At 30.7% G+C, this 26,728-nt stretch carries 29 protein-coding genes; 17 read left to right on the forward strand and 12 right to left on the reverse strand.

Translation table 11 applies throughout. The features are described from left to right. Positions 1-102: 102 nt before the first annotated feature. Both MMJJ_RS02245 and MMJJ_RS02250 read left to right on the forward strand, forming a co-directional pair. Positions 103-741 (forward strand): DUF432 domain-containing protein, encoded by a 639-nt coding sequence (locus tag MMJJ_RS02245; protein ID WP_104837491.1) that lies wholly within the window; start codon positions 103-105, stop codon positions 739-741. Then, entirely contained in the window at positions 742-1,824 is a 1,083-nt protein-coding gene (locus MMJJ_RS02250; RefSeq protein WP_104837492.1) for a mechanosensitive ion channel family protein, read from the forward strand. Positions 1,825-1,828: 4 nt separating this feature from the next. Here the strand turns inward: MMJJ_RS02250 and MMJJ_RS02255 are convergent, their stop codons facing one another. The 5 genes from MMJJ_RS02255 to MMJJ_RS02275 form a co-directional block, all read right to left on the reverse strand. Next, a complete protein-coding gene (locus MMJJ_RS02255) occupies positions 1,829-2,059 on the reverse strand; it encodes a hypothetical protein (protein ID WP_104837493.1) in 231 nt (76 codons plus the stop codon). Between the two features lie 5 nt (positions 2,060-2,064). Next, positions 2,065-2,634: a hypothetical protein gene (locus MMJJ_RS02260; RefSeq protein WP_104837494.1), complete on the reverse strand. Its 570-nt coding sequence runs from the start codon at positions 2,632-2,634 to the stop codon at positions 2,065-2,067. A 120-nt stretch (positions 2,635-2,754) separates the two neighbouring features. Further along, positions 2,755-4,224, reverse strand: coding sequence for a hypothetical protein (locus MMJJ_RS02265; protein WP_104837495.1), 1,470 nt, complete (start codon positions 4,222-4,224; stop codon positions 2,755-2,757). Between the two features lie 157 nt (positions 4,225-4,381). Further along, entirely contained in the window at positions 4,382-4,891 is a 510-nt protein-coding gene (locus tag MMJJ_RS02270; RefSeq protein ID WP_011170475.1) for a HEPN domain-containing protein, read from the reverse strand. After that, on the reverse strand, positions 4,878-5,495 hold the full coding sequence (locus tag MMJJ_RS02275; RefSeq protein WP_104837496.1) for a nucleotidyltransferase domain-containing protein: 618 nt from the start codon (positions 5,493-5,495) through the stop codon (positions 4,878-4,880). The genes MMJJ_RS02270 and MMJJ_RS02275 overlap by 14 nt, the downstream gene beginning before the upstream one ends. 231 nt (positions 5,496-5,726) lie before the next feature. Here MMJJ_RS02275 and MMJJ_RS02280 point away from each other — a divergent pair, with 231 nt between their 5' ends. Both MMJJ_RS02280 and MMJJ_RS02285 read left to right on the forward strand, forming a co-directional pair. Continuing rightward, positions 5,727-7,385 (forward strand): SulP family inorganic anion transporter, encoded by a 1,659-nt coding sequence (locus MMJJ_RS02280; RefSeq protein WP_104837497.1) that lies wholly within the window; start codon positions 5,727-5,729, stop codon positions 7,383-7,385. A gap of 423 nt (positions 7,386-7,808) precedes the next feature. Beyond that, positions 7,809-8,030, forward strand: a complete 222-nt coding sequence (locus MMJJ_RS02285; protein WP_104837498.1) for a class III signal peptide-containing protein — start codon at positions 7,809-7,811, stop codon at positions 8,028-8,030. A gap of 1 nt (position 8,031) precedes the next feature. Here the strand turns inward: MMJJ_RS02285 and MMJJ_RS02290 are convergent, their stop codons facing one another. Beyond that, the gene (locus MMJJ_RS02290; protein WP_104837499.1) at positions 8,032-8,658 is read right to left on the reverse strand and encodes a helix-turn-helix transcriptional regulator; all 627 of its coding nucleotides are present in this window, start codon (positions 8,656-8,658) and stop codon (positions 8,032-8,034) included. A 13-nt stretch (positions 8,659-8,671) separates the two neighbouring features. Continuing rightward, positions 8,672-9,397 (reverse strand): hypothetical protein, encoded by a 726-nt coding sequence (locus MMJJ_RS02295; protein WP_104837500.1) that lies wholly within the window; start codon positions 9,395-9,397, stop codon positions 8,672-8,674. 503 nt (positions 9,398-9,900) lie between these two features. Here MMJJ_RS02295 and MMJJ_RS02300 point away from each other — a divergent pair. From MMJJ_RS02300 to MMJJ_RS02320, 5 genes are all read left to right on the forward strand, one after another. Further along, complete coding sequence (locus tag MMJJ_RS02300) at positions 9,901-10,359, forward strand: hypothetical protein (RefSeq protein ID WP_104837501.1); 459 nt, start codon at positions 9,901-9,903, stop codon at positions 10,357-10,359. Between the two features lie 39 nt (positions 10,360-10,398). Beyond that, the gene (locus MMJJ_RS02305; protein ID WP_104837502.1) at positions 10,399-10,974 is read left to right on the forward strand and encodes a hypothetical protein; all 576 of its coding nucleotides are present in this window, start codon (positions 10,399-10,401) and stop codon (positions 10,972-10,974) included. A gap of 194 nt (positions 10,975-11,168) precedes the next feature. Continuing rightward, positions 11,169-11,873 (forward strand): ABC transporter ATP-binding protein, encoded by a 705-nt coding sequence (locus MMJJ_RS02310; protein WP_104837503.1) that lies wholly within the window; start codon positions 11,169-11,171, stop codon positions 11,871-11,873. Further along, complete coding sequence (locus MMJJ_RS02315) at positions 11,866-12,606, forward strand: hypothetical protein (protein WP_244901549.1); 741 nt, start codon at positions 11,866-11,868, stop codon at positions 12,604-12,606. The genes MMJJ_RS02310 and MMJJ_RS02315 overlap by 8 nt, the downstream gene beginning before the upstream one ends. 119 nt (positions 12,607-12,725) lie before the next feature. Beyond that, the gene (locus MMJJ_RS02320; RefSeq protein WP_104837504.1) at positions 12,726-13,460 is read left to right on the forward strand and encodes a vWA domain-containing protein; all 735 of its coding nucleotides are present in this window, start codon (positions 12,726-12,728) and stop codon (positions 13,458-13,460) included. 97 nt (positions 13,461-13,557) lie between these two features. Here MMJJ_RS02320 and MMJJ_RS02325 read toward each other — a convergent pair whose 3' ends face one another. After that, positions 13,558-14,514 (reverse strand): nucleoside recognition domain-containing protein, encoded by a 957-nt coding sequence (locus MMJJ_RS02325; protein ID WP_104837505.1) that lies wholly within the window; start codon positions 14,512-14,514, stop codon positions 13,558-13,560. Between the two features lie 134 nt (positions 14,515-14,648). Between MMJJ_RS02325 and MMJJ_RS02330 the strand changes: the two genes are divergently transcribed. Together MMJJ_RS02330 and MMJJ_RS02335 are read left to right on the forward strand one after the other, a co-directional pair. Beyond that, complete coding sequence (locus tag MMJJ_RS02330; protein WP_104837506.1) at positions 14,649-15,785, forward strand: ABC transporter ATP-binding protein; 1,137 nt, start codon at positions 14,649-14,651, stop codon at positions 15,783-15,785. 162 nt (positions 15,786-15,947) lie between these two features. After that, complete coding sequence (locus MMJJ_RS02335; protein ID WP_104837507.1) at positions 15,948-17,219, forward strand: ABC transporter substrate-binding protein; 1,272 nt, start codon at positions 15,948-15,950, stop codon at positions 17,217-17,219. 266 nt (positions 17,220-17,485) lie between these two features. Here MMJJ_RS02335 and MMJJ_RS02340 read toward each other — a convergent pair whose 3' ends face one another. Together MMJJ_RS02340 and MMJJ_RS02345 are read right to left on the reverse strand one after the other, a co-directional pair. Next, positions 17,486-18,034, reverse strand: coding sequence for an SAM-dependent methyltransferase (locus MMJJ_RS02340; protein WP_104837508.1), 549 nt, complete (start codon positions 18,032-18,034; stop codon positions 17,486-17,488). Between the two features lie 349 nt (positions 18,035-18,383). Continuing rightward, positions 18,384-19,655: an ATP-binding protein gene (locus MMJJ_RS02345; protein WP_104837509.1), complete on the reverse strand. Its 1,272-nt coding sequence runs from the start codon at positions 19,653-19,655 to the stop codon at positions 18,384-18,386. 208 nt (positions 19,656-19,863) lie between these two features. On the opposite strand from MMJJ_RS02345, the gene MMJJ_RS02350 reads away from it, so the two are divergent. The 6 genes from MMJJ_RS02350 (at position 19,864) to MMJJ_RS02380 (ending at position 25,043) form a co-directional block, all read left to right on the forward strand. Further along, on the forward strand, positions 19,864-21,153 hold the full coding sequence (locus MMJJ_RS02350; RefSeq protein WP_104837510.1) for a Fic family protein: 1,290 nt from the start codon (positions 19,864-19,866) through the stop codon (positions 21,151-21,153). A gap of 362 nt (positions 21,154-21,515) precedes the next feature. Continuing rightward, the gene (locus MMJJ_RS02355; protein ID WP_104837511.1) at positions 21,516-21,992 is read left to right on the forward strand and encodes a DUF2798 domain-containing protein; all 477 of its coding nucleotides are present in this window, start codon (positions 21,516-21,518) and stop codon (positions 21,990-21,992) included. A gap of 616 nt (positions 21,993-22,608) precedes the next feature. Then, positions 22,609-23,088 carry a hypothetical protein gene (locus MMJJ_RS02360; protein ID WP_104837512.1) on the forward strand — a complete coding sequence of 160 codons (480 nt, stop codon included), beginning with the start codon at positions 22,609-22,611 and terminating at the stop codon, positions 23,086-23,088. Between the two features lie 26 nt (positions 23,089-23,114). Beyond that, the gene (locus tag MMJJ_RS02365; RefSeq protein ID WP_104837513.1) at positions 23,115-23,360 is read left to right on the forward strand and encodes a DUF2540 domain-containing protein; all 246 of its coding nucleotides are present in this window, start codon (positions 23,115-23,117) and stop codon (positions 23,358-23,360) included. 180 nt (positions 23,361-23,540) lie between these two features. After that, on the forward strand, positions 23,541-24,365 hold the full coding sequence (locus MMJJ_RS02375; RefSeq protein ID WP_104837514.1) for a tyrosine-type recombinase/integrase: 825 nt from the start codon (positions 23,541-23,543) through the stop codon (positions 24,363-24,365). 9 nt (positions 24,366-24,374) lie between these two features. Further along, positions 24,375-25,043, forward strand: a complete 669-nt coding sequence (locus MMJJ_RS02380) for a hypothetical protein (protein WP_104837515.1) — start codon at positions 24,375-24,377, stop codon at positions 25,041-25,043. 11 nt (positions 25,044-25,054) lie between these two features. On the opposite strand, the gene MMJJ_RS02385 is transcribed toward MMJJ_RS02380, so the two are convergent. Both MMJJ_RS02385 and MMJJ_RS09390 read right to left on the reverse strand, forming a co-directional pair. Further along, positions 25,055-26,500 (reverse strand): hypothetical protein, encoded by a 1,446-nt coding sequence (locus MMJJ_RS02385; RefSeq protein ID WP_158658957.1) that lies wholly within the window; start codon positions 26,498-26,500, stop codon positions 25,055-25,057. 18 nt (positions 26,501-26,518) lie between these two features. After that, entirely contained in the window at positions 26,519-26,683 is a 165-nt protein-coding gene (locus MMJJ_RS09390) for a hypothetical protein (RefSeq protein WP_211286615.1), read from the reverse strand. Between the last annotated feature and the right edge of the window lie 45 nt (positions 26,684-26,728).

Consider the following 26,728-nt stretch of genomic DNA (forward strand, 5'->3'; position numbering starts at 1 on the left):
GTTAAATAATAAAATTCAACCTTTTTTAAAAAAATCTATCAAATAGGGCCTATTTTTTTAAAAAGATAAAAATATAAATCTTTTGAAAACATATATAATATTATGTTTGGATATCGGCCATTAATCCCGGAAAAATTTCAAATTGAAAATCAGGAAATTGAAATTGAAGAAAAAGATGGATTATTAAAATACACTAGAGGAAACACCTCAAAACTAATAAAAAAATCGTCTTATTCTTTAAAAATTGTCCCACGTCCTGCATTTGGTTATGGGGTCCATTATTTAACAATTAATTTTAAAGAACCAGTTATAGTCCCCCCAAAAGACACATTTAGGGGGTACGTGGAATCCCCTTGTGATATCGAACTAAAATTAGGAGATATGGAGTTAGATGTAATCAAACTTGGAAAAGAGAAATATACAATTTATGGAACTGTCGATATAGGCGATATTTCAAGATACCATTTAAGCGAAGTATATACTAAAGAACCTGATTCACCTTGTGTTACCAAATTCATTCTTAGCAATGGTTCAAATTACTGGAAAACATTTGAAAAATTGGTTTTTCCAATCTGGGAAACCATAATGTACTATTCAGAAGATAAAGCATATTACCCGACAATTATTAATATTACAAAAAACGGAACCGTAGAATTATTAAATACTGCAAAAACGCCTAAAAATGGGCTAATCGGAACTAAAAATGTAACCCCTGTATCAAATTTCCTGAGGAGAATATAAATGATACCAGAACTGCTCGAATATTTACAGAACAGCTTTTTTTATGGTTTATCTTATTATTCAGGATTAAAATTAATTTTAGTAGTAGTTATCGGATTATTCGTTTCATATTTTATTGAAAAACGGGTTAAAAAAATATCTGAAACTACAAAACAGACGTGGATATTAAACGAGGAAACTGCAGGGTTAATTTCAACATTTGTACTTGCAATATTTGTAGTTCTTGCATTAAATGTTATAGAAAGTTTTGTAACATACCAACTATTTGGTTTTGACTTAAAAATTTTGACTTATTCACTGCTGATCATTTATTTCACATATCGAATTTCTAACCGTTCTAAGAGGTACCTGTTATTAAAAGGATCACAGGAAGGGAAATTTGCAGAATATAGGTTAAAAGCAACCGTATTTCATTATTCAGCGATGATTATCGCGTTTGGAATAGTTTTTCAGATGCTTGGACTTACTAGCAAGCTTGGAACGCTTCTTGTTGCAGGAGGAATTACGGGTATAATCTTAGGTTTTGCATCCCAAACCGTTGTTGCAAACTTTATATCAGGAATATTCCTTTATTTTGATAAACCGCTAAAAATTGGAGATTCCGTACAAATTGGAACGAATTCGGGAATTGTAAATGATATTAAAATGATGTCAACAAGGATTAGAACATGGGATGGAGTATTGGTCAGAATACCTAATGAAAAAGTCTTTAATTCCGAGATTGTGAACAACAAAAAATATCCTGCAAGACGTGTTGATATTGTAGTTGGAATTGCCTATAAAGAGGATGCACAGCGCGCAATGGACATTATATCAAAGATACTTGAAAATATGACTTATGTATTGGTTGAACCGGAGTTTCAGATTTTTGTAAATGATCTTGGAAACAGCAGTGTCGATATATCAGTAAAAGCTTGGACTCCGAGCGAAAAATGGTACGAAGTAAAAATGGAACTTGTAAAAAACATTAAAAAAGAATTCGATAAGGAAAAAGTAGAAATTCCATTCCCTCAAAGGACAGTCTGGTTCCCCCAGGATCTTAAAATTAAAATTGAAAAAGAAACCGGGGAAAAAAGTGAATAAATTATTAAAAATCTTTTGAATATTCTTTTAATGACTTATTTATTGACCAAATTAATCCCCATGCAGTAATTATTGATAGAATTACCATCAATATTACAAAAATGGCTGCAATATCATTAATCCCGTAAGAAATGTAGTTAGTCAGAAATGAAAGTAGTTCTGGATTTAAACCGACAGAGTAAGCGAGTACTATCCAAAGAATTAGTAAAAGAATGATATTTATTTCTTTTTTCATAGTTCCTACTCTTCTTCAGATTCTTTATTTTCCGTTTTTTCAAACTTTTTTGTAATTTCTGCGGCTTTTCTTTCAATATCTTCTGAAAAAATATTTCCTACACGAATTACTACAAATATTGCCCAGATTATAAGTAGTACTAAAACGATTCCTGCAAGTGCTGCAAATATCCCTGCAAGAAGCGGCAGGAAAAACATGTATGCAATTATTGCAAGTAATACGTATCCTAATCCCCTGAATCCAGATCGGTAGTGCTGCAATTTTTCTTCATTTAAGTCGTCTTTCATGAATTTAACCGCAACCATATCCGAAATGCCGTCTGTTAGCATCAATATGTTTTTAAGAATCTTTAAAAGAATTATTACAAGTGCAATTATAACTACTCCAGAAATTATGGCTTTCATCCCAATTAAACCGAATATAAACGGATTTCCTAAGAAATCACCAAGTGGTTGGAATACTAAAATTGCAAGGAGCCATATTACAAAAGCAACTGCCAAGTTTACAATTATTTTTGGAAAACTTTCATGAATTTTTCTTTGAGAATCTGCATAGATTCTATCTTTCTCCCACATACTTTTCACCCCATTTATAAATTATATCATAATGGGTATAAAAAAGTAAATTTAGCTAAATCATCGTGATTTAAAGGAAAAAAGAGAATTTTTTGAAGATTAACTTAAAAATAACTCAAATTAACCCCATATTGCAATTTTTACCAGGACTATAAATGCTGCAAGAAGATCTAATACCAAAAGTGCCCCAAAAAGTATTAATCCAATTTTTAATGGTTTTTCAAGACCTGAAAAACTATCAATAAGTCCTCGAATGGGCTCAATTGTAGTTTTTACTTCTGAAATTGTTAATTTCGTTTCATCAAGCGTGTCATTTAGTGAATCGAGAAGTTTATCTATTCTGGGCTGTTCTTCTTCTTTTACGCCTTTTAATATTTCATAAACTTCATCCAGAGTTTTTGGAATTACTCCGGGTTCATTTTCTGTTTTTATATTATTTAATTCAACAATTCTATCCAACCTATACATTTCTCGCTCAAAATAATCTTTTTGTGATTTTAAGAGATTTTTGGCTCTTTGAATTGTTTCTTCTTTTGATCTTGTGCAAGATTTTACCCTTGAAACGTCTGAATTTGTTTTAAATGAGTTTGAATCAATTGAAAATTTCTTTCCAAGATTTACAACGTTTTCGTAAGTTGAAGCTGAAATAACTTTTGGAACATTTTGTGTTGCCACATTAGTTTTTGAAGTCTTTTGAACGTTAATATTTTCTAATAGCTCAGTTTTTTCAATAGCTTTTTCATTTAAGTTGATTGAATCTTCTTTTTGAACATCTGTTTTTAAAATTACATCAGGCGGATTTACAACCTCAATGTCTATTTCAAAGTTTGGTTTTAACCGTTCCTCAAATTTTTGAATCTGTAATTCTTTTTTTCCAAAACGTTCTGAAAAGTATTCTTTATCACTTTTTAGCTTTTCTATTTTGTAATTATACCAGGGAAGTTTTAACTTAAGTTCTTCTTCTTTTTTATTTACTACAAACAATTTTTTTACTTCTTCAAGTAATTCTTCAGTTTTTAAAAGATTTTCGTCAACAGAATCCATTATATTTTCGATTTTGGGCTGTTCTAATGTGTTAAATCGTTCTATGCTTTCATTTATGTTGTATATACTTTCAGAAATAATTCCTGGTTCAGTATATAATATTTCATAAATTTCTTTTTTCAGCCGATATCTTCGCAATACAAGATCCATTATTTCATGAATTCGGTCAAAATTAAAGAAATCAGAAAAATTAGAACCAAAATTGTAGTCTGAAGAATCAACGCCTAAATTTTGCATTTTTTCTTCTATTTCTGAAAGTTCTGCCTGAAGTTCTTCGAGCCGTTCTTTTTCTTCATCCCATAAATCGTCAGTTTCTCTTGGAATCAGTCTTTTTATTACAATTAACTTTTCTGTTTCGTGAAGCAGTGATTCTAACTGTTCACCAACTTCCTGAACAGTAATCCCGATTGATGCAAGTGCTATTGCAGCTTCTGCAGCGGCTTCCTCCGCAGTACTTGCCGCATTCCCAATCTTTTTACCAAGGCCATATAATCCAACGGTTGCAATATTTAATGACGTATCCTTTATTTTACTCCATAACCCCATTTAAACCACCAAAACAGATTAAATCAAATATAACATTAAATGTCTAAAATAATTAATTGGTATATAAACAACAAATATATTTATAAAAAAGAATATAAAAAGTTATACTGATTTAAAAAACGATAGAATATTAAAATTTGAAAAATTAATGATTAAATTAGTCTTCAATAATGTCTTCAACTTTATTTACAAAATCAATTGATTTTTTCTGAAGTTCTAAAACTTTTGACTCATTAAACATCGCATCAGTCGAATAACTCGCTTTTTGACGTTCTGATTTTAAATCTGTGTAAAATGTTGCATCTTTTTTAGTTATTGCAAGGTCATCGATCAACTGCAGTTCTTCATCTCTGAATTCGTTTGTATAATTTTTTATCAGAAAAATCATTGTGGCATTGTGACTTCTTGAAATAAAACCTTTTTTAGCGACAAGTGCCAGTGCTGCATGGTAAACTGCATAATAAAGCCCAACAATACTCCAATCCTGAAAATTGCCACTTTTAATATTTTGATTTACAAATGCAAGATTATGTTTTGCTTTATCAAGATGTGCGTACACTAAAGACTTTGCATGGCGTTCTTTTTCGAGATTTTTCTTGTAGGTGTGAAAATCATAAGCACCTTCAAGTTTTTCCTTATTTTTAAAATATTCTTCAACGTTTAACATTTAAAATTACCTCGTGGTAATTCTGGTGTCCAAAAACTGGAAATCCGGTTAATTTAGCCTGTTCTACCATATGGTCATTGGAGTTTAAAAAATAGTCGATTTCAACTGCGACTATACTTAATGGATATATCGACCTGCATTCCGCTTTTGCCTTTGCGTATTCGAGTTTCTGGTTTATTTCTTCTCGATATCTTTTTTGTAAGTCGGGATCTTCAAATGAATGAATTACAACCATCAAATCAATGTCACTGCCTTCTGTTTCTTTTTTTCTTGAAGCGGAACCAAAAAGAATCATAAAATCGATTTCTTTTGGGAAATTTTCTAAAAAATCCAATATCGGGGCTCTCACATTTCTATGTAACTTCCAAAATCGCTCATCATCGATTTCTGAAAATTTAAAAACTGTTTTTTTAGTATTTTTCAAAATGTAATATGCGTTTGATTTTTCTTTTAACTTTAAAATCTGCTTTTCAGATTCTAATTTTTTCAAAGCATTTTGAAGTGAACTGTTTGAAAGTCCAGTGAGTTCTTTTAATTCGCTAAAATATAATTTATTTTCACTTTTTGTGTAGTATGCCCGGTATAATTTGTCTAAAGCATTCATAACTTTTGATTATATTTTTAAGTATATATAATTTACCAATTTTTGGCAACATGTCACCAATTTTTGGCATAACACTGTCATACGGTGTAAAATTAGATATACGATAAATTAGTCCCCCAATTAAAAATTTCGATATATTTATATACTGAAATTGCAATGCGTTATAATCTAAAAAAATAAACTTCGTATTTAATGTAAAACGATGCGTAACTTCTGGGAGGGCACCATTATATGAAAATTAATAATAATTTAAATTATGAAAACCTGAAAAACGACTTATTTGCAGGGTTTACCATTGCAATAGTTGCACTGCCTCTTGCAATGGCTTTTGCAATAGCTTCAGGAGTTTCACCTGAAAAAGGTTTATTTACAGCAATAATCGCAGGTCTTCTAATTTCTGTTTTCGGGGGAAGTAAATATCAAATAGGGGGGCCTACGGGAGCTTTTGTAGTAATACTTTATGGAATCATAGCTACATACGGCTATGAAGGTCTTGTAATCGCTACATTAATGGCAGGCGTTATTTTAATCGTCATGGGATTGTTAAAACTTGGAAACATTATAAAATTTATTCCATATCCTGTAACAATGGGATTTACATCAGGAATTGCGTTAATAATTTTTTCTACGCAAGTGAAAGATTTTTTTGGACTCTCAATAACAAACGTTCCTGCAACATTTCTAGGCCAGTGGATTACGTATGCTACAAATATTCAGTTATTAAATCCATACGCACTGTTCATTTCAATATTATCGTTAGTTATTCTTACAAAATCAAAAAAAGTATTTTCGAAAATCCCTTCTCCAATAATCGCAATAATTGTTGGAATTGTTTTAGTTTATACATTTAATTTACCTGTTGAAACGATTGAATCTAAATTTGGACAGATTCCAAACAGCATTCCACTTCCAAGTCTTCCTGAACTGAACTTTCAAAAAATGGAACTTTTATTTCCAAGTGCACTTTCTATCGCATTTTTAGGAGCAATAGAATCATTAATGTGCGCTGTTGTTGCAGACGGTATGACCGGATATAAACACAATTCAAATAAAGAATTGGTTGGACAAGGAATTGCAAATATTGGGTCAGTATTGTTTGGAGGAATTCCTGCAACAGGAGCACTTGCACGTACTGCAACAAATATTAAAGCTGGAGCTACATCAAGATTATCTGGAATAATCCATTCAATAATGTTATTTTTATTTATGCTTTTGTTATCACCATTAATTTTAAAAATCCCCCTTGCTACACTTTCTGCAATACTTGTAGTTGTAGCATGGAACATGGCTGAAGTAAAACACTTTAAATCGATACTATTTAAATCCCCAAAAAGAGATAGAATCGTTTTACTCGTTACATTTCTGCTCACAATCTTCGTAAATTTAAATACGGCAATACAGATTGGAATGCTTCTTGCAGTGATTGTATTCATGCAGCGATTAATTGAAGTTAGCGAAATTTCTAACTTAAAAACCGTTCCACAGGAAGAAGATCCATATTCAATAACTTTAAAAGATGTTCCACCATGTATTGAAGTTTACGAAATAAACGGACCGTTTTTCTTCGGAATTGCGGATAAATTTAAAAGTACATTGAACGTCGTTGCCAAAAGAAAACCTTCTGCAATAATTCTTCGTATGCGAAATGTCCCAATAATTGATTCGACGGGAATAAAAAATCTCGAAGAATTCATCGAATCGTCTAAAATTCAAAATATATCGCTGATTATTTCTGGTGCAGACTATAAATTAAGAACTAAATTTGAAAAATACGGCCTTACTGATAAAATTGGTAATGAAAATATCTGCGAAAATATCGATTTAGCACTTGTTCGTGCAAGAGAAATAATAAAGATAAAACACCCTGAAACTGGTTTATGTCCAAAATAATTCGTTTTGGAAATATAAAAAAGAAATAAAAAGTATGCCTACCGTTTAAAAAACAGTCAATGGTGCACGGCATACTTCGTGTTTCGACCGAAAAACTGGTTATGGATCTGTGACGTTTTAGGCCAATATTTATTTAAAGAACTAATGTTCCCTTAAACTCCCCAATATACCCCAGAAAAATTAATTCTGGGATAATATAAATTTTCTATGATGTAATATATATTATTTTGGGGATTAAAGTTAATAAAAACGGAATAAAATGGATATATTTTAAAAAAATCAATAAATAGCGTTTTAATTTAAATATATTCTAAATTTGTTTAGAAGTAATGTCTCTTGAAAAACAATTAGACATATATACCTCCTAAAAAATAGAATTAAGTAAGCTATTCTGATTAAAACAAGTATTTTTTGGGGGAAGTTATGTTTAAAAAATTATATTCAAAAAAAGGACAAGTTTCAATGGAAATGGGAATCTTGGTTGCGTCTGCAGTTGCAGTTGCAGCAATTGCAAGCTATTTTTATGCAGTAAATGTTAAATATTCGGATACACATGCTGGCAAAACTGCAAAAAATACAAGTGATGCCCTTATAAACGTTACAGAAAATGTTTGTGGCAACATTTCTGAAATAACTATTCCATAAATTATAATTTATTTAATTTTACTTTTTTACTTATTCCATGTTCATACCTTAAAACTATTCCCCTAACTTCTAAATCACTTAAAGTTCTTGAAAGGGTTGATTTTGGAATTTTTGTTCTTTCAAACAGTTCACTCTGCGTCATTTCCCCGTGATCCATTAATATTTTTACAATTGTTTTTTCGTTTCCTTTTAAAATTTTAATAAAATTTTCCATTCTTAATTTTTCTTCGTTTTCGGTTGTTTTTAAGTCATTTCCCACTTCAAAATTAGCGTTTGAAATTTCGTCAGTATTTCCATTAATTTTATCGTCTACCTTTGAAGACACTATTTTTCCAATATGCTCGTTTAAATCACTTAAATCTATTTTATTAACATTATTTTTCTCTGAAAGCTCTAAATCGCGAACTGTAAAGTAAATTAAAGTTGTACTTAAACATAAAGAAAATGATGCTAAAACCATTAACATGCAATCGTAGAGAGTGTACACGTTAGGAACTTCTTGAACATACGTGGTGTCCCCTTGAACTATTACCTGAACTGTTGGCGGATATAGAAATTTAGAGGTTAATACTATCACTGAAACGATAAATATCAGCACATATATGGCTATTTTAACTTTTGAACTCATAAATTTCACACAATTAGTTTACGGGCCTGCCCATTTTGAAAACTTTCCTTTCGGTAATATCCACCATTACCACGTATTTAGAACCATCTTCAATATCCAGTAGAACCATTGCATATGTTGCATTCTGGATATTTTTATTGCTTAAATAAACCATGTCTTGAATAGTTATATTGTAATTCTTATTTTTTATAATTTGAGCTGTTTTTTGGTCATTGGATAATATTTCTCGAACTGTTTTTACATCATTATCTGTAAATCCAGTAGCTTTAATTTCTGAATATTCACCATTTTGTTCAACAACCATTGTTTTGGCCTTAAATTCAAACGTTGTGTAATTTTGTATCATATTAACTTTATTTTCTTTGACATCTACAATTACATATATTAACGTCTCATTTTTAGCTAAAAGAACTCCCTTAAAATTTTCACCATATTCTTCAAAATCTTCTTTTAATAACATGGTGCCTGGTGCAAGCCAGTAGCCCTCGGACAAATAACCTGAAACCGTTTCATTTGATACAGCAATTTCAATCGCGCGGTTTTGGTCATCACTTAAAGCAGGATTTCCTTGAGGATAAGGGTTAAATTCAGTAGTATTTGGTTTATCTTCAAAACCATGTGCAATAAATATATCATCTTCGACAAGCACTGAGTCAAACGGCTTCATTACTCCTATTGCAATCCCGATAATTGTCAGTACTAAAAATATAATTAAAATTCGTTTCATGATACCAACCATTCTTTAAGTTATCTAACAATTGTATTGTCCAAACAGTATAATTATTTGATGTGGAACGCCTGTTCCAAATAATGGAATAGTTCATTTTAATAGTATAGTATATAAATGCCCGTTCATGATCCTTTCAAAATTTGGGAAATTTTTTTTGAAAAATTTTGAAATTATATTTTATAATTAAACATTATTAGTTTTTTTTAATTTAAAAAGTTTAAACAATTTTTTAATTACTTTAAAGGATAATATAATACTATTTTTAAAAAATAATTCTTCAAAAGCTTTAGAATACCGTTTCATAATCTGGAATTGCTGTTTCAAAATACGTTCTTATGCTGTTCCCGAGTTAGGTTAGTTGAAAGTAATTGTGAGAACACTTACTTTCAAACCTAATTGTTTGGGGATTCAATTAGGTTTATGGAATTATTAGATCCCAATAATTCCTAACTTAAAATTTACCCGAAATATAGTTTCCAAATAGTGCCCTTTGGAAATTAAATAGGGAAAACATGAACAATGATCTGAAAAAAGTTACTGGAGCCATTCTTATGGTTATCACACTTGTCCCTTATTGTATGGCTATGGACGAACAAACTTCTGAAAACTCCAGTGGTATATTTAATAACATATTATCATGGTTGAAGTCAGCACTTGGAACTAATAATCATCTTGAACTTGAAAAAGTTGAACTTGAAAATACGTCCAAAAATCTGTCAATGATGCCTGAACCAAATAATTCTAAAATGAATAATAGTACGCCTGAAATTATTAACAATACACCTGAAAACATAACGAATAAAACACGAAATACCCCAAATAATATGCCTGAAAATTTCAATGAATACGTGCCAGAACAGAGAAATATGTCAGGTATGCCTGAAAACGTTAATAACACGAAATACCCACCCCAAATTCCTGAAAATTTTGAAAATAACACCCCGATTGAAATAATGCCAAATAACGAATAAAAACCTTAAAAATCATGAAAGAAGTATAAGGTGCAGATTGTGAGAAAAATCATACTTGGAATATTAATGGTTCTTGGACTTGTTTCAGTATCCTTTGCCGCATCAGAATTTATGGATATGGGAAAACAAGGACCCAGTATACTGTGTCCAATCGACTTCCAGAACATGACGACTGAAGAGATTCAGGATGCTCTTGAAGAACAGCTTGCTGATCTTGAAGATGAATATGCTTCTTGTGAAGACGAACAATTAAGGACTAGAATTCAGGAAAGAATCGAGATGACTCAAGGTTTGATTGATGATCCTGAAAAACTCGAAGAAATGATAACTAATATGCCTGAAGGAATGCCTGAAAGAAAAGAAAATGGTTTTAAAATCGACTTCCAGAACATGACGACTGAAGAGATTCAGGATGCTCTTGAAGAACAGCTTGCTGATCTTGAAGATGAATATGCTTCTTGTGAAGACGAACAATTAAGGACTAGAATTCAGGAAAGAATCGAGATGACTCAAGGTTTGATTGATGATCCTGAAAAACTCGAAGAAATGATAACTAATATGCCTGAAGGAATGCCTGAAAGAAAAGGAGAATGCCAAAAAGCTAACTTTGAATAACTAACACCCCCAAAACGAAACTAAAATAATATCCATATCTTTTAATTTTTTAAAAAGCGTGATAAAAATGATTAGATTACTGCTCCCCCTGATAATGGTATTCTTAATCATATTTGGAATGATTTCATTAGTCAATTTAAAAAAAGAATCTAAAAATATGATTAGTCGTATGGAAAAAATTTCCAAGTGAAAATATGTACAAAATTATAAGCCTTGAAGATGTTTGGAAAATCTACCAGATGGGCGAAGTTGAGGTTCAGGCCCTGAAAGGAGTTTCTCTTGATGTAAATAAAGGTGATTTCGTCGCAATTGTTGGATCATCAGGTTCTGGAAAATCGACCATGATGAATATGATAGGATGCCTTGATGTGCCAACAAAAGGCGACGTTTACCTTAAATCTAAAAATATTTCGAATATGACTGAATCTGAACTATCTGAACTTCGTGGAAAAACCATTGGGTTTGTATTTCAGCAGTATAATTTAATTCCAAACATGACAGCACTTGAAAATGTGCTTTTACCATTACAAATACAGGAAGTAAATGATTCTACTGCAGAAAGATCTGCAGAACGAGCATTAAAACAGGTTGGCCTTGAAGACAGGATGAACAACAAACCATCACAGCTTTCAGGAGGTCAGCAACAGCGAGTATCAATTGCAAGAGCGTTAGCATGTGACCCTGAAATAATTCTTGCAGATGAACCTACAGGAGCGCTCGACAGTGCGACAGGTAAAGAAATTATAAATTTATTCACTGCCCTCTGGGAAAGTGGAAAAACAATTATTATGATTACACACGATCAAAAACTTGCAAAATACGCAAAAACGATTGTTGAATTAAAAGACGGAAAAATTATAAATATAATTGATAACAAGCCGAATGCGGTTCATGAGTGATATGATGTATAAAAAGTCCTTAAAAATAGGATCCGTAATGTTAATAATGTTATTCTCAATTATGGGAAATTATGCATACACATTTTACGAAGATGTCGATGATTATGTTATTGATATATTGCTCGATTCTGCAGCAATGGGTTGGAATACGATTGAAAGAGAGGGAATTTCCTTTAAACACCCTTCAAGATTTGTGCTAATTGGAAGTATGAATCCAGAAGAAGGTGAGTTAAGACCCCAGTTACTTGATAGATTCGGACTTTACGTGGAAATAGAATCCCTCTTTGAAGCAGATGACAGGCTTGAGGTTTTAAAAAGAGTCGAAAAATTCCAAAAAGACCCATTTTCATTTTATGAAACGTATGCGTCAATCGAAGAAAATTTAACAGAATCGATAAAACTTGCGAAAAAAATTCTGAATGATGTAACAATTTCAGAAGAACTATTAAAAATGTTAATTGATTCCATAATTCATTTAGGGATAAAAACGCATCGTGCAGAAATAACCACGATAAAAACTGCGAAAACCATTGCAGCACTTGATGGACGTATGGAAGTTAGTTTGGAGGATTTAAAAACAGCAATGGATCTTGCACTCATCCACAGATTATCTAATCCAAACAGTAATCCGCCATCACAGTCCATGGAAAATGAAAATAACGAAGAAATGGAAGACGAATCTAAAAAAAAACGGAAACAGATCCGCCAACTAGTCCCCCATCACCACCATTAGATGAAAAAGATAACAATGATGGAAATAAAACGGATTTCGAAGAAAAAAACCACAACTTTAAAGAATTAAATTTCAAAACTGAAAATTTTGATAAAAAAATAATTTCCAAAAATTCTGAAATGGAAAAAAAATGTTTTGAAAATCATGGTGGATCTAAAAAAGTAAGGGTATCTGAAATAGGCTCCAAAAGGGGGTACCCAATATCTTATACAGCAGTATCAAAACCCGAACACTACGAAGATATAGATATAATTTCCACAATAAACAGCGCAATTCTAAATCAGAAACCATACAAACTTTTACAAAGTGATTTCAAGGTAAAAATTCGAAAAAACAGGATTCCTAAACTTTCAGTAATCCTTCTTGATTCGAGCGGGAGTATGGGAATCTCCAAAAGAATCGGGATTGCCAAGGGAATCGTGGACCGTTACGCTGATGATTCCTACGTAAAAAGAGAATATATCTCAGTGATATCTTTTAGGGGGCGTGAAGCTATAGTATTGTCCCCATTTACAAGAAAATATAATTTAATTAAGGCTCAGTTGGACTCCATAAAAACAGGAGGTAAAACTCCACTTTCTTCAGCACTTAAAGCTGCATTAAACATTTCAAAACAGTTTAGGAATAAAAACAAAAAATCTTCAGTTGAATTTATACTGATAAGTGATGGAAAAGCGAATGTTCCCATTAAAAAAGACATAAAATACGAAATCGAAGAACTTTCAAAAACCATTCAAAAAAGGAAAATTTCATTTAAAATATATGATATCCGGAATAAAGGGGTAATCGATCCATCTATATCCTATTTGGACAAGATATCAGAAATTACGAATGCTGAAATGGAAAATATATAATTAATACGGAATTTTTACTACTTTTTTAGAAAAATTATAGTTTTTTTAGTATGATTGCAATTACCATATTTAAAAAATATTAAAATTAATTTTGGAATCAGCCAAGCAATAAAAACGCCCCGATTATTAATATATCGATGGCAAATGTAATACTTGCATTTATCATGACGATTTTAGTTCCCAATTTCGGCCCGAATAATGAAACATGCAATGGAAGAGAGTGTTTTGCATATCTTGTTGAAAGTGATATAACATTTGCAAAGATTAATCCAATTATCACGTCTTTTGAACTCAAAACCCCTTTTTCCAAAAGCCCACTTCCCATTACCATTGCTGCCTGAACATTGATTAAATCTGTGAGAATTAAAATTCCAACACTCGGATCAAGATTCAAATATCCTGTAACGGGATTTATAATCAGTTTTATGACTTCAAAAACTCCTAAATTTGAGAAATAGATGACAATAAACATTGTGACAAACATTATGGGAAGGATTCGTTTTGAAACCCTTAAAGTACTCTCAAACGATTTTTTCATGCTTTTTTTAATATTCTTTTGTTCTTCATTTTTTGGTTCATATTCTACCGTATTTTTCGAGACTAGCGCTAAATAACATAAACCAATAATTGTTTTTACCATTGCAACCCCCGACCGGATTAAAATATATATAACGCCAGTCATTCCGAGTAGGGGTATTGCAATTGGTATAAAAAATGTAAATGTGTGTGAAAATATTGAGGGAAATGAATTTGCAAGGGAGCTTCCAATGAGTTCTTTTTCGTTGACTTTTTTATCATTATATCCTTCAGCAAGTATTGAATAGCCCACAGTAGGGCTAAAAAAACATGAAAGTATTGAATATAATGAAAGCTGATTCATTTTTAGATGTTTTGTAAAAGGATATAAAAAATTACTTACTTTTTTCATTATTCCAGTATTTATCAGGCAGTTCATGATAAACATTGTAAGAAGAACCACTGATGATAGTTTTATTGTATACAGCGCCGCACTTAATAGAGAATTGCCCAATATTGAAAAATCAAAAATGTTCACTGAACCACCATAGTTAATATAAAGTAATAAAAAATATAATATCTTATTATTTAAAGTCTTTTAAAAATAAAAATAATATTTTAAATCGTAAAAATTTGATTCGAATACCTAAAACAATAACTCGTTGTGATATATTGCTAAAAACAGAAAACTTAACTGTTGGATATAACGATTATGTGGTTGTTGAAAATGCAAATCTCGAAATAAAAGAGGGCGAAATATTATGCATAATCGGTCCAAACGGGGTTGGCAAATCAACACTTCTAAAAACTATTGCAACATATTTAAAGCCAAAAACAGGCGTAGTTTATTTAAACGCTGAAAAAATTCATGAATTAAAGCCAAAAGAACTTGCAAAAGAAATGGCAGTTGTATTAACTGATCGGGTTAATCCTGGAAATATGACTGGTTTTGATATAATTGCAATTGGAAGGCATCCATATACTGATCTTTTTGGCAGATTATCTGATGAAGATAAATTAATTGTTACAAATGCTGCAATATCAGTAAATGCTGAACATCTTCTTTCAAAAAATTTCTTTGAGATGAGTGATGGTGAAAAACAAAAAATTATGATTGCAAGAGCAATTGCACAAGAGCCAAATGTACTGATACTGGATGAACCGACCAGTTTTTTGGATGCAAAACATAAAATTGAGTTAACTCTTCTTTTAAGAAAACTGGCCACTGAAAAAAATCTTGCGATAATTGTAACTTTGCACGATATAGAATTGGGTTTAAGAATAGCGGATAAAATGGCACTCATTAAAGACCATAATATAATCGCTTATGGGTACCCTGAAGAGATAATGGATAAAAAAACAGTCAATTCGCTTTATGATTTGAAAAACGCCAATTATAGTAATTTAATTGGATATTTTGAGTTAAAAAATGAATTTAACGATAAAAAAAATGGAAATAAAAAAGTATTTGTAAACTGCGGGGGAGGAAGTGGTTCTGGAGTATTAAGATATTTGGTAAAAAATGGGTATGACATTACTGTTGGAATCTTGCAAAAAAACGACATTGACTATGCAGTAGCAGAATCTATGGAATTAGATATTATTTGCGAAGAAGCATTCTGTAAAATTTCAAATGAAAAATTGGATGAAGCATTTAAGGAACTAGAATCCGCAGATGTATTTATAAACACGAACTACCCTGTTGGCGACATGAATATTTTAAATTTAAATCTCGTGGAACAAGCTCAAAAATTGGGTAAAACAGTCATCAACTATGATGGAAATATTCAATGTTTAAAAGACATTTAGAACCATATTAACAAAGAATTATTTTTTTCATTTATTAATTTTTATACCATTTTTTAATCGTACTTATCTTTATAAAGATAACTTGACAACTTTTAAATAGTACTTGATTACTCATACTATTTGATACTATATTTTTAATATTATTATTACGAAGGTGGTAATTTGAAAAAAATAATGGCGCTATTAATGCTTGCTATGATTGCATTTATGCCGTCAATCTCCGCCCAAGCTATTGGAGACGTTAACGGAGACGACAGCATCAGTATTGCAGACGTAGTTTATCTTTTTAAACACAGAAATGTCGGATTAGATGTCGGGGATTTAAACTGTGACAATTCCGTAAACGTTGTTGATGTAGTTTATTTGTTTAAAAATTACGATACTTTTAGGGATCCAGTCGTATTTGCAGAAACTTTTGAAATGGACCCTAACTGGGATAATGGTTACTGTTATGTCAAAGATTCAGTAGGTAATGAATTTGTTTTATTAAAAGAAGGAGCAACCGATCCTCAAATTGAAGGAGCAACTGTGATAACTGCCCCCATAAACAGTCTTGCATGTACCCAATATTCACCAGTGCTTTCAACTGCAGATGTTTTGAATAATGCTGACGTATATGACACGATTGATGGAATTGGAAACTGGGATACAACGAATTCGGAAGAAATCTATTCACGCTATTTAAATAATGAAACAATTACTGTGGGCGGCATAACGGATATAGATTACGATAAAATCGCTATTTTAAATCCTGATGTGGTATTTTTAGGTAGCTGGGATGATCATGATGTTGCAGAAAATAAATTGGAAACTGAACTTGGAATAGATGTAGCCCGATTTTATACTTACGATGAAAAAACATACCTTGGAAGAATCGAATGGGCTAAATTCGTTGCTGCATTCTGGGGCGATTCAAATTCAGATGCAATTGAACAGTATTTCCAAGATGCGTGGCATAAAAGAAATGAATTAATTAGGACTGCATCTACGGCAGATGACTATCCAACAGTGGTATATGTTATGCCTGTAGATTACGGAGGATTAACTTACTACCTTTACGGTTCTCAAAACTATAACAATAAAATGATTACCGAATTTGGTGGAGAAAATATATTTAACGACATTCCTGGATCTAGCAGTCTTATTATTGATGCAGAAACATTCTACGAAAGAGCTGCAAGTGCAGACGTTGTTATTTATATGGGAATGGAATATTACGGAATAGAATCTAGAGATGATTTATTGCAGTACGATCCAAATCTTGCAAGTTTTGAATCACTTTCTAACGGAAAATTATACATTCCTGTTACATCTTATTATCTAGATGAAGCAAAAGATCCGGCAAATTACATGGAAGACTTTGCAAGAATGATCCATCCTGAATTATATTCCGGAGGAGATTCTAGCTTAACTTATTTCAATAAAATCGAATAATTAATTTTTTAATATACTCTTTTTTATGTTGAATAAAATTTTATATTTCTAAAAATTAAACTCTCAAAAATTTTCAACATCAAGCTGCCTTTTGTATTTAACTTTTTTAAAAAAGACTAAAATTTTTTAATATTTTTAATCAGTTTAATTATTTTATATTCTGTTTTTTAAAATTTAAAAAAAGAGAAAAAGAATTTCAAAAATTAATATTTAAGTCGGATTAATTTGGAAGTTTGATTCAAGTTTGAACTGGCGAAAAAGAAAAATTAATCATTTGTTTTTCTCTGCATTACTGTAGACTGAATCTTTTCCATCCAATCAGGAATTTTAACTCCCTCCGCAGGATAAAACTCCCCAACATGCGGTTTGATATCGAGGACTGGGCTGCCGTCGATGGCATCGAGACCTGTGACATGTAATGTTGTGCCTTCCTTTCCAACTAGGCGGACAACAGTTGTGAGAATCGGATTCGGACGAGCAGGACTGCAGGTGGAGAAGAGTCCCACTAGCGGGTATTCGGGATTTCCCATCGGGTGGACTTTTTTGATATCACGGGCTTTTCGAGGGACATCATGGGCCCAGTAGATGATCTTGATATGGGAATATTCCTCTATTCCTTCGAGATGTTCTGCGAGGTCCCTGTTAAGGACGACATCAGAAATCGTCTTTTCGGTTTTTCGAACCTCATCAATAGTCGGAGCGATGTCGTCTCGCATCTTGATGCCTGTTTCATCGGCAATAAGAAAAGGCTGCTTAGTAATACTGCGGACCACACCAATCGGGTGCAAGGTGATATCATTAAATTGTGTATCCATAATTAGCCTCCTTTTCCCATAAATTTGATAATAAATACTTTATTTTTGTTTTTAGCAGGTATTTATTGCTTATTTAACATAATTATCGGCGGAGAATTATATATGTTTTTTGATTTGTTTCAACATTTTCAACCAAGAATATCGATTTTAATCATTTTCAGTATGTTTTTTAGTTGGAAGAAACGTCCTGTTAGGCCATATTTCGGAGTGGTAATTAAATTAGCAATTTCCATATTTTGTCAGATTAACTGCGTTAGATTAATTATTTGGAAAAGAAGAAGTTAAGAACAGTTGATTGATTGAATATTCAAAAATGGGGGTAAGTATATATTTATTTTTCACGAAAAAACTATATATCTAAATCAATAAACTTCCAGAAAGGAACGGCTTTAACCAGTATACCATCTTCGGTTATTTCTTTCTCTAAATCAAATGTTATCAGATATAATTCATTGCATTTTATTTTCTTCCCGATTTTAACGAGTTTTTTAATTTCCCTATCGTAATTTTCAAAATTCAAACTGTAACAGACGTTTATTAATTTTGAAACATGTTCATTTTGTTTAACTAAAAAGTCAACTTCACCGATGTCGTCTTCATAGTAAAAGAGTTCTTGATTTTCAACTAATCCTCTTCTTCTTAATTCAATAAAAACTGCATTTTCAAGGTATTTTCCAATATCGCTTGAATTTTTAAAGTCGTACATTTTTATAAAGCCATTATCGATCACGTATGACTTCATCAAACTTAAACTGCTTTCTTTTAAACTGTAAGCGTATTTTTTTAACGGAAATATCACGTAAGAATCATTTAAATGGCTCAAATATTCGTATAGGGTGTTTTTACTTACACTAACGCCCATAGATTTAAAGTGATTTGCAAGTTTATTGATAGAAACTTTTTTCGTGTTTGAATTGATTAAAAATTTTAAAAATAACCTCAATGAATCGGTATTTTTCACATTGTACCTTTCAATAATGTCTTTATAAACTACCATATCAAGATAGTTTTTCAAAATATCTTCACGATTTTCTTCTTCGAGTACAATTTCTGGAAATCCGCCATAATTTAAGTAATTTTCCAGGTTATTTAATAAATTAGCATGTTCTTGTTCAGTTAAAATATCTGTTAACGTTATATTCTTAAAATCAAGGTATTCTTTGAAAGATAAGGGAAATACTTCAACACTTAAACTTCTTCCTCGAAGTTGTGTTGCAATCTCTTTTGAAAGTAATTTTGAAGATGATCCGGTCAAATAAACTTTATAATCTTCTTTTTCAACCAATCTCTTTATAACAAGTTCAAAGTTTTCAATTTCCTGAATTTCGTCAAAAAAGAACGTTATTTTTTTATCAGGGTAAATTTCTTTTGAAACTTTTACAATTTCCCGCAATGTGTCGAGAGTTACTGGAAATACCCTATCATCATCAAGTGGAAAGAATATTGCATTTTCAGTTTCTTTGAATAATTTCATCAATATGGATGTTTTTCCAGATCTCCTTATTCCTACAACTGCAAGAGCTTTGTTTGTTTCAGGTAGGATTACACTTCTTTCATTTAATGATATTTCTCTTTGTTCATATTCTTTAATTATTGATTTTATGATATCTCGAAGTTCCATATTTTCTCACCCAAATATTTACCTAATCATGAGTAAATAAAATACAATTATTTACTTATCTATAGGTAAAGGTATTTAAATGTTTTAGAAATTGGCGATATTTGAACTATCAATACACTAAAAACAAAGTTTTTTGTGTTAATAAATCTTTGATTTATATAATCTATCAAAATGTAATGAATTGATAGAAAATGATAGTTGATAATTTATGAAACTTCCAGAAATTCCAAAATATTCAAAAGAAAACATTGATATTGCAATTAAATACGTACCAAATCGGGAAATAATTGATATTGTCCAAAAATACAATGAAAAGTATCTTCATTTTAATGAATTAAAACATAAAACACTTCCGATAGATCCAGTTATTATCTGGACAATAATGAAAATGTTTAGAATGAATAATTTAAAATCAATACATTTTGGAAAATGGACATTTAATTATTCTTTAATCGATGAATTCATTGAAAAGCTGCATACCCTCGATAAATCGGCATCTGGAAACCTTTCAACTGCACTCGAATCTATTCCAAGTGAAAAAGAACGATATATTATAGACTCATTGATGGAAGAAGCAATTGCTTCAAGCCAGATTGAAGGGGCAGTAACTACGAGAAAAGTAGCGAAGGAAATGCTAAAAAAAGGCCAAAAACCAAAAAATAAAGATCAAAAAATGATCCTTAATAATTACAATACGATGAAATACATCCTTGAAATAAAAAATAAAGAATTTTCTATTTCTGAAATATTAAAAATTCATAAAATTATCACTGATGGAACGCTTGAAGATCCCGAATTTGTTGGAAAATTTAGAAAAAACAATGAAATTGCAGTTTATTCTACTGATGGAACACTGCTTCACGAACCTCCAAAATACGAGCTGGTTGAATCATTAATGAATAATTTATGTGAATTTTCAAATTCAAAAGACAAATTCATCCATCCAATAATAAAGGGAATCATAATCCACTTTTTAATTGGCTATATTCACCCATTCAACGATGGAAACGGCATAACTGCAAGATCCCTATTTTACTGGTACCTTTTAAAGAACGATTACTGGTTATTTGAATATATGGCAATTTCAAGAGTAATTAATGGATCAAAAGGACAGTATCGGGACGCTTATTTAAAAACGGAATCAGATACTTTTTATAAAGACGATAAAGGAGATTTAACATATTTTATAAAATACAACCTGGAATGCATCTGCAGATCCCTTGATGAAATATTGGATTATTTAAGTAAAAAACAGGTTGAACAAAAAGAAGTTCTAAATCTTATAAATAAATCAGAAGATCTTAATTTGCGTCAGGCCGAGATTTTAAAAGAGATTTTAAAGACTCCTGAAAACATAATTACAATTAAAGAAATCGTTACAACATATAACGTAGCTTACGCAACCGGAAGGGCAGATTTAAACCATCTTGTGGAATTAGGATATCTGGAAAAGAAAAAAGCTGGAAAAGAATTTGTGTATGTTTTGAATAAAAAGTGAATTTTACTAGTTGATATTAAATTTTGAAAAGGTTTGGGATTAGATATTTACCTGCCAGCAGGCAAATTAAATGGTTCTATCAGGGAATATTTTAAAAATTAGAAATTAAAGACTTTTGATTAATCGAATATTCAAAAATTGATTAAAAATAGTTTGATTTTCCCCCAAATTTGATTGGATACCGTGTGTTTTGAAAACAGTTTTTAATAGTTTAAAAATAAACCAGACGTTAACTTTATAAATTAAGTATTTTCAAGATATGCTGGTAAGAAGATGTCAAATTTTGTTTGATACATATAGACACGCCTTGTGTTAAACTTTCTTGCAAATGAATTCAATTTTAAAAAACACAGGGTGAGCATATGATCCACAATAAAACCGAAAATTTAATTCATACCTTTTTTTACGTTTGTTTTATGGCATTTGTAATGACCACATATAATTTGGTATTACACCAAGGCTTTTCTGCAGAAGTTCTCAAAGTGAGCTGGTTAAGTTTCCCACTTACGTTCATAGTTGCATTTACGCTTGAATATTATGTTGTTGGAAGACATGGTATGAAATTAGTGTTTAAATTACACAAAGATCATCACACAGCGTTTCAAAAAAGAGCGATAGCTGCGTTAGTTATTGTTTCAGGAATGGCTTCTTTGATGTCATTGTATGGATCCATTTTAACAGTTGGATTTTCAAACGAGTTACCGCTAACATGGGGCCATAACTTGGTTATTAACTTTTTATTTGCTTATCCTTTAATCGTATTCGTTGCAGGGCCGCTTGTGGGCTTTGTTTTTAGAAAAATTTTTCCAGAAGGATGTATTATCGATGTTGCAAAATAAATATACTTTTTTAAAAGAAATTAATCATTTAATTTCTTTTCAAACCAGTTTTCTGCTAAAAATGAGAATAAAAACTTTTCCTAATGTCATTATATGAGCGTTATTAGATTTTTCAAAAAATACTCCGATTACTTGATTTTTAGATCATTCCGTATCAGAAAATTTAATTAGAAAAATAAAATATTTTTGTTTCGGGGAGTCCAATAAATCTTTTTGATATGTTGCAGACTAATAAAATTGTGATCGTTTTGTATACATAGATCTAATTCAATCAATCTGAATGTTTAAGTAATGCTATTTTCAAAAATTATATTTGCCTGAAGGGGTGAAAATAATGGGATTGGGGAGTTAATCCTACACGGTATCAGGCATTAAGAACAGTTCAATTTCTGAGGGGGTTGTTGAATTGTTCCAGATCTCTTTTTAATCTTTTTAAATAAATTTTATAAACGACACAACAGGGCTATTTTTAAAATTTTAAACAAACACATCACCAACATTTTCGTAATTTTGTTAGATCAACGGTTTTAGATTAATTATTTGGAAAAGAAGTAAGAAAGATGAATCTTGTGAATTCATAATATCATTAGGACTCATGACTAGAAAAGGGAATTTCTTGGCATTGAAAATCAAAAAAGTAAAATCCGTTCCAGAATTCTGGATAATTTCTGCACATGAATCTGAACTTCAATTTGAGATCCCTGAAAACGAATGGGACGATGAATATTCTGAATTCTATATTGATATTGAACCATGGTTAGAAAATGACTTTGATCCAGATAAACTAACGATTGGAAAACATAGGGCCGTCCAATTTTTAAAAATGGAAAATGAAAATGACGGATTTCGTAAATTGGAAAATTACTTGGATGAATATGGAGATATGATCCTAAATTTAGATATTCCTGCATTTAACGGAATTTTAGCTTTGAAAATAACAAAAAACGATTCTGAAGACCTCTACAAAATAACAATTCCTGATCGGGATGAATTCATTGAAAATATGAATATTGAATGGGACGATGGAAAAGTTTATGGGTTAAATCAAAATCTAAAAAGATTATTTAAAAACGTATTCTCTTCATCCAAAGAATAGTTTTCGAAATCCCCTTAGGTGGGATCATGACACAACAACAATTCTATTTAGTAAAAGATGTTGATTCAAGAGCTTTAAGGTATTACCTTCACAAACTCGAAAATTTAACATCTATAAATCCTGAAAGATTAAAAAATCTTGTTGAATCAAAAAAGAATTACAAAAGAACCATTAAACTATCAAAACAAGAGCAAAATATCACTGATAAATTTGGAAAAGCCACAAACATTCTTGTAAATTATTTAATTATCGAGGCAGAGCAGAATGAATGAATGAATGAATGAATGAATGAATGAATGAATGAATGAATGAATGAATGAATGAATGAATGAATGAATGAATGAATGAATGAATGAATGAATGAATGAATGAATGAATGAATGAATGAATGAATGAATGAATGAATGAATGAATGAATGAATGAATGAATGAATGAATGAATGAATGAATGAATGAATGATTTTAAAAATAAACTGCTCCTAAAACCTAAAAAAGAAACTCAAAAAGAACCTCCTGAAGTTAAAAAGTGGCTTAACAAATTCAGGGAAGAACGGGAGTTTGATGGAATTAAATCTTCAACGATTGGAAATGACATTACTAGATTGAAAGTATTTTACCAACTCATGAGGCTTGACAATTTTAAAGATTTTAAGGATGAAAGCCAAGAGCGTAAAAGATTTTCAGGTTTTGAAATAAAGCACTATGACGCAATATCTTCAGACCTTTTAAACGACATTATGAACGTAATTATTGAAAGTAAAAGCAGAACAAAAATTAGGGATGCAACAATTATCCGGTTTTTGTGGGATTCAGAATGCAGAATTTCTGAGGCATTGAACTTAACTTATGGGGACTCAGACCTTGAAGAAGGAACCTTTGTTTTAAGAAATACAAAAGGTAAAGCAGAAAGAACCGTTGTATGCTCAACAGACACGTTAGAAGTTCTAAACTATTATGTCCAATACAATATCAAAAAAGGATCTAAAGATAGAGTCTTTCAAAATTCTAATGGCGAACCTATCGGAAGGGGATGGATAGGGGAAATATTTAGAAAAGCTGTCGATAAATTAAAAAAAGATGGCAAAATTCCTGCAAATAGAAAAATCGTTGTGCATTCTTTAAGACATGGACGAGCTGTTGATTTACTTGAAAAAGGTCAGCCAATAGATATTGTAAAAGAATATTTAGGGCATAAATCACTTGATACAACCCTATTCTATTCTCATTCAAAGGAAAGGAAGGAAAAAATGATTAAAAACATTCAAAAAATACTATGAGGGGAAAATATGAAAGAAATGAAGTTTATAGACTCAAATACCCATCCTTTTTTACAGGAAGGTACAAAATACTACGAAGTGAATTATGAATACATTATATTTTCGGGTATCAAACTTTCAGACATGGACATTCTTTTAGATGGTAAAAAATTAGAAGAACAAGGTTTTATCCTTAAAGATATGAACAAATACGATTTACCAGTTATGTATGTCGATAATATCGAGGAAATTATGGCCAAATTTGACGAAAAATACCACTATGCATTTTACGGAAAAGAGTTATCCCATATACTTACATTGGAAAATTTAAAAGATATGGCCGTTGAAATTAGTATGGATCCGCCATTTTGTGATAAAATGGTTCCAATAAAAGTTTCAGAACTGATAGAAAAAAACCAAAAACTTGAAGATATCTTGGAAATTGGAATAAGTGGAAAAGATTTAAACACTTTAAATCTTACAGTATGGGATCTTGATCATGCACTTGTAGACGGCATTGGATTTAAAGATCTGGATCATTTTGGAGTAAAAATGGCCGATGTATGGTTGAGATTAAATGTTAACCTATTTAACGATATAAATAGGAAAGTCGAGGGTTTAAAAAGCGTTTATGTCCCAGATGAAGATTTAAATATGGACCTTTTAGAAAGGATTAATACTTCTCAAGATTCAAATTAATATCATAATTATTAATTTAATCTATTTTCCAATATTTTCAACATATATTTACAGGCTTCAGCTTCATTTTCTTCAAATCTATGAATATGTAATGGATTAACTAAAGAAAACATTCTTGGATTGAAAGTTAGTTCTGATCGTATAACTTTTTCAATATATTGTTCTTCGACACGGTTAATCATTTCAATTTCTTCGTTGTTGAAATAATATCGTGCTAAACGCCTACATAATGCTGAAGAAATACGTTTAAATCCCCCGAAGGTAACTTCTTCATGATCTTTCATTGCATGAAGTAATTCTTCAAATTCTTCATAGTGTCGGATATCCCTTGGTTCAAAACAGTTTTTAATATTTAACCGATTAATGTCCTCAGTTAAAGGTATTACTTCGTCAACGTATTCGTTTAAAGATTTTAGAGATAATTTATCAATATTTCTTAATTCGCCTAGTTTTTCCGTTAATTTTTTTATATTACTTTGGTATGAATATGGGAGATCTTTATGATCCAAAATTTTTAAAACGTTCTTCAATAAGTGTTTATCCAAAAATTCATCTAAATCCTTAATATTTTTTCTAAATAATTGGGTATAGCGTATATCTTCAATTTTTGAAAGATCTGAAATTATATTGGCTTCGCAATAACCTCTTATGAGTTCACTGAAATTTGGAACATTTAATCTTGGATAAAATTCTAATTTTGATAAAATCATAAGATTATCGATACATCGTTTTAAATAAGGGTGATTATCAACAATTAGTTCAATATTTGACTTTTCGTAAGATATTCCCGGATCAGCATACTGTTTTAGATAATAAATTGTAGAATAAACAGTTATGGCCACATTATATTCAAATAAGTGGGCGATTCGTTGCATTTGTTCAGTTGAAACTTTTTTTGATAACAATTCAATATTTTTCATTATGTTTACAGATATATTGGATATTTCAGAAATTACCCTATTTTTTTGAATTTCTGAAAACTTTGATATTGCATCATAACTCGAATTTAAAATTTGATAATTCGAAACTATCAGTAAATCCAAATTTAAATAAAGATAAGAAAGTTCCGCTATTTGTTTTAGCGTTGAAATATATAATTTTTCAAGGTCAGTTTTCATTCCAGGATGATTAATAAGATCTTCCCTTAAATATATATAAAATATTCCGGATTTAATGTTAGACATAGTCAATATGACATTAATTACTATTTTTTCTGAAAACTTCGTATTTGTAAGCAGATATACTACATCTGTTAAAAAATCCCCAATATACTCAATAATATCAATTAATCCCCAACTACGATAATATTGAAGCAATAAAGAAGTGCATAATGTTCCAATAAATGAAAATATACTTTTAAATGCCATAGAATATCCAGATAAGCTTAAAATAGATATTATTTTTAAAATTCCTGATTTATACTCGTTTGAAAACTTCAATTTACACTTATCATCCAATAAATACCATTCTGATGATTAAATGGACTTCAGGTATTCAAGATAATTAGGGTCTTGATTTTTAATTCTCGAATATTCAAAATTTAATAGATCCTGTAGGGATTCCAAAATATCCTTACAAAGTTCTCTCCGGTTTTCTTCAGGATTTGGCCCCATAAATAATGATATTTTCTTTTTTAACATAGTTAATAATTCATTAAAGACCCATTTTGACGTTAACTTTTCGGT

This window comes from Methanococcus maripaludis, from assembly GCF_002945325.1.
In the GTDB taxonomy this organism is placed as follows: domain Archaea; phylum AGJL01; class Methanococci; order Methanococcales; family Methanococcaceae; genus Methanococcus; species Methanococcus maripaludis.

Coding starts and splice junctions, on each gene's coding strand:
- MMJJ_RS02315 (WP_244901549.1), top strand. CDS start 11,866: ATGAGTGATATGATGTATAAAAAGTCCTTAAAAATAGGATCCGTAATG.
- MMJJ_RS02320 (WP_104837504.1), top strand. CDS start 12,726: ATGGAAAAAAAATGTTTTGAAAATCATGGTGGATCTAAAAAAGTAAGG.
- MMJJ_RS02245 (WP_104837491.1), top strand. CDS start 103: ATGTTTGGATATCGGCCATTAATCCCGGAAAAATTTCAAATTGAAAAT.
- MMJJ_RS02260 (WP_104837494.1), bottom strand. CDS start 2,634: ATGTGGGAGAAAGATAGAATCTATGCAGATTCTCAAAGAAAAATTCAT.
- MMJJ_RS02250 (WP_104837492.1), top strand. CDS start 742: ATGATACCAGAACTGCTCGAATATTTACAGAACAGCTTTTTTTATGGT.
- MMJJ_RS02280 (WP_104837497.1), top strand. CDS start 5,727: ATGAAAATTAATAATAATTTAAATTATGAAAACCTGAAAAACGACTTA.
- MMJJ_RS02265 (WP_104837495.1), bottom strand. CDS start 4,224: ATGGGGTTATGGAGTAAAATAAAGGATACGTCATTAAATATTGCAACC.
- MMJJ_RS02340 (WP_104837508.1), bottom strand. CDS start 18,034: ATGGATACACAATTTAATGATATCACCTTGCACCCGATTGGTGTGGTC.
- MMJJ_RS09390 (WP_211286615.1), bottom strand. CDS start 26,683: ATGTTAAAAAAGAAAATATCATTATTTATGGGGCCAAATCCTGAAGAA.
- MMJJ_RS02310 (WP_104837503.1), top strand. CDS start 11,169: ATGTACAAAATTATAAGCCTTGAAGATGTTTGGAAAATCTACCAGATG.
- MMJJ_RS02275 (WP_104837496.1), bottom strand. CDS start 5,495: ATGAATGCTTTAGACAAATTATACCGGGCATACTACACAAAAAGTGAA.
- MMJJ_RS02290 (WP_104837499.1), bottom strand. CDS start 8,658: ATGAGTTCAAAAGTTAAAATAGCCATATATGTGCTGATATTTATCGTT.
- MMJJ_RS02285 (WP_104837498.1), top strand. CDS start 7,809: ATGTTTAAAAAATTATATTCAAAAAAAGGACAAGTTTCAATGGAAATG.
- MMJJ_RS02375 (WP_104837514.1), top strand. CDS start 23,541: ATGAATGATTTTAAAAATAAACTGCTCCTAAAACCTAAAAAAGAAACT.
- MMJJ_RS02345 (WP_104837509.1), bottom strand. CDS start 19,655: ATGGAACTTCGAGATATCATAAAATCAATAATTAAAGAATATGAACAA.
- MMJJ_RS02380 (WP_104837515.1), top strand. CDS start 24,375: ATGAAAGAAATGAAGTTTATAGACTCAAATACCCATCCTTTTTTACAG.
- MMJJ_RS02300 (WP_104837501.1), top strand. CDS start 9,901: ATGAACAATGATCTGAAAAAAGTTACTGGAGCCATTCTTATGGTTATC.
- MMJJ_RS02270 (WP_011170475.1), bottom strand. CDS start 4,891: ATGTTAAACGTTGAAGAATATTTTAAAAATAAGGAAAAACTTGAAGGT.
- MMJJ_RS02350 (WP_104837510.1), top strand. CDS start 19,864: ATGAAACTTCCAGAAATTCCAAAATATTCAAAAGAAAACATTGATATT.
- MMJJ_RS02295 (WP_104837500.1), bottom strand. CDS start 9,397: ATGGTTGGTATCATGAAACGAATTTTAATTATATTTTTAGTACTGACA.
- MMJJ_RS02365 (WP_104837513.1), top strand. CDS start 23,115: ATGACACAACAACAATTCTATTTAGTAAAAGATGTTGATTCAAGAGCT.
- MMJJ_RS02255 (WP_104837493.1), bottom strand. CDS start 2,059: ATGAAAAAAGAAATAAATATCATTCTTTTACTAATTCTTTGGATAGTA.
- MMJJ_RS02355 (WP_104837511.1), top strand. CDS start 21,516: ATGATCCACAATAAAACCGAAAATTTAATTCATACCTTTTTTTACGTT.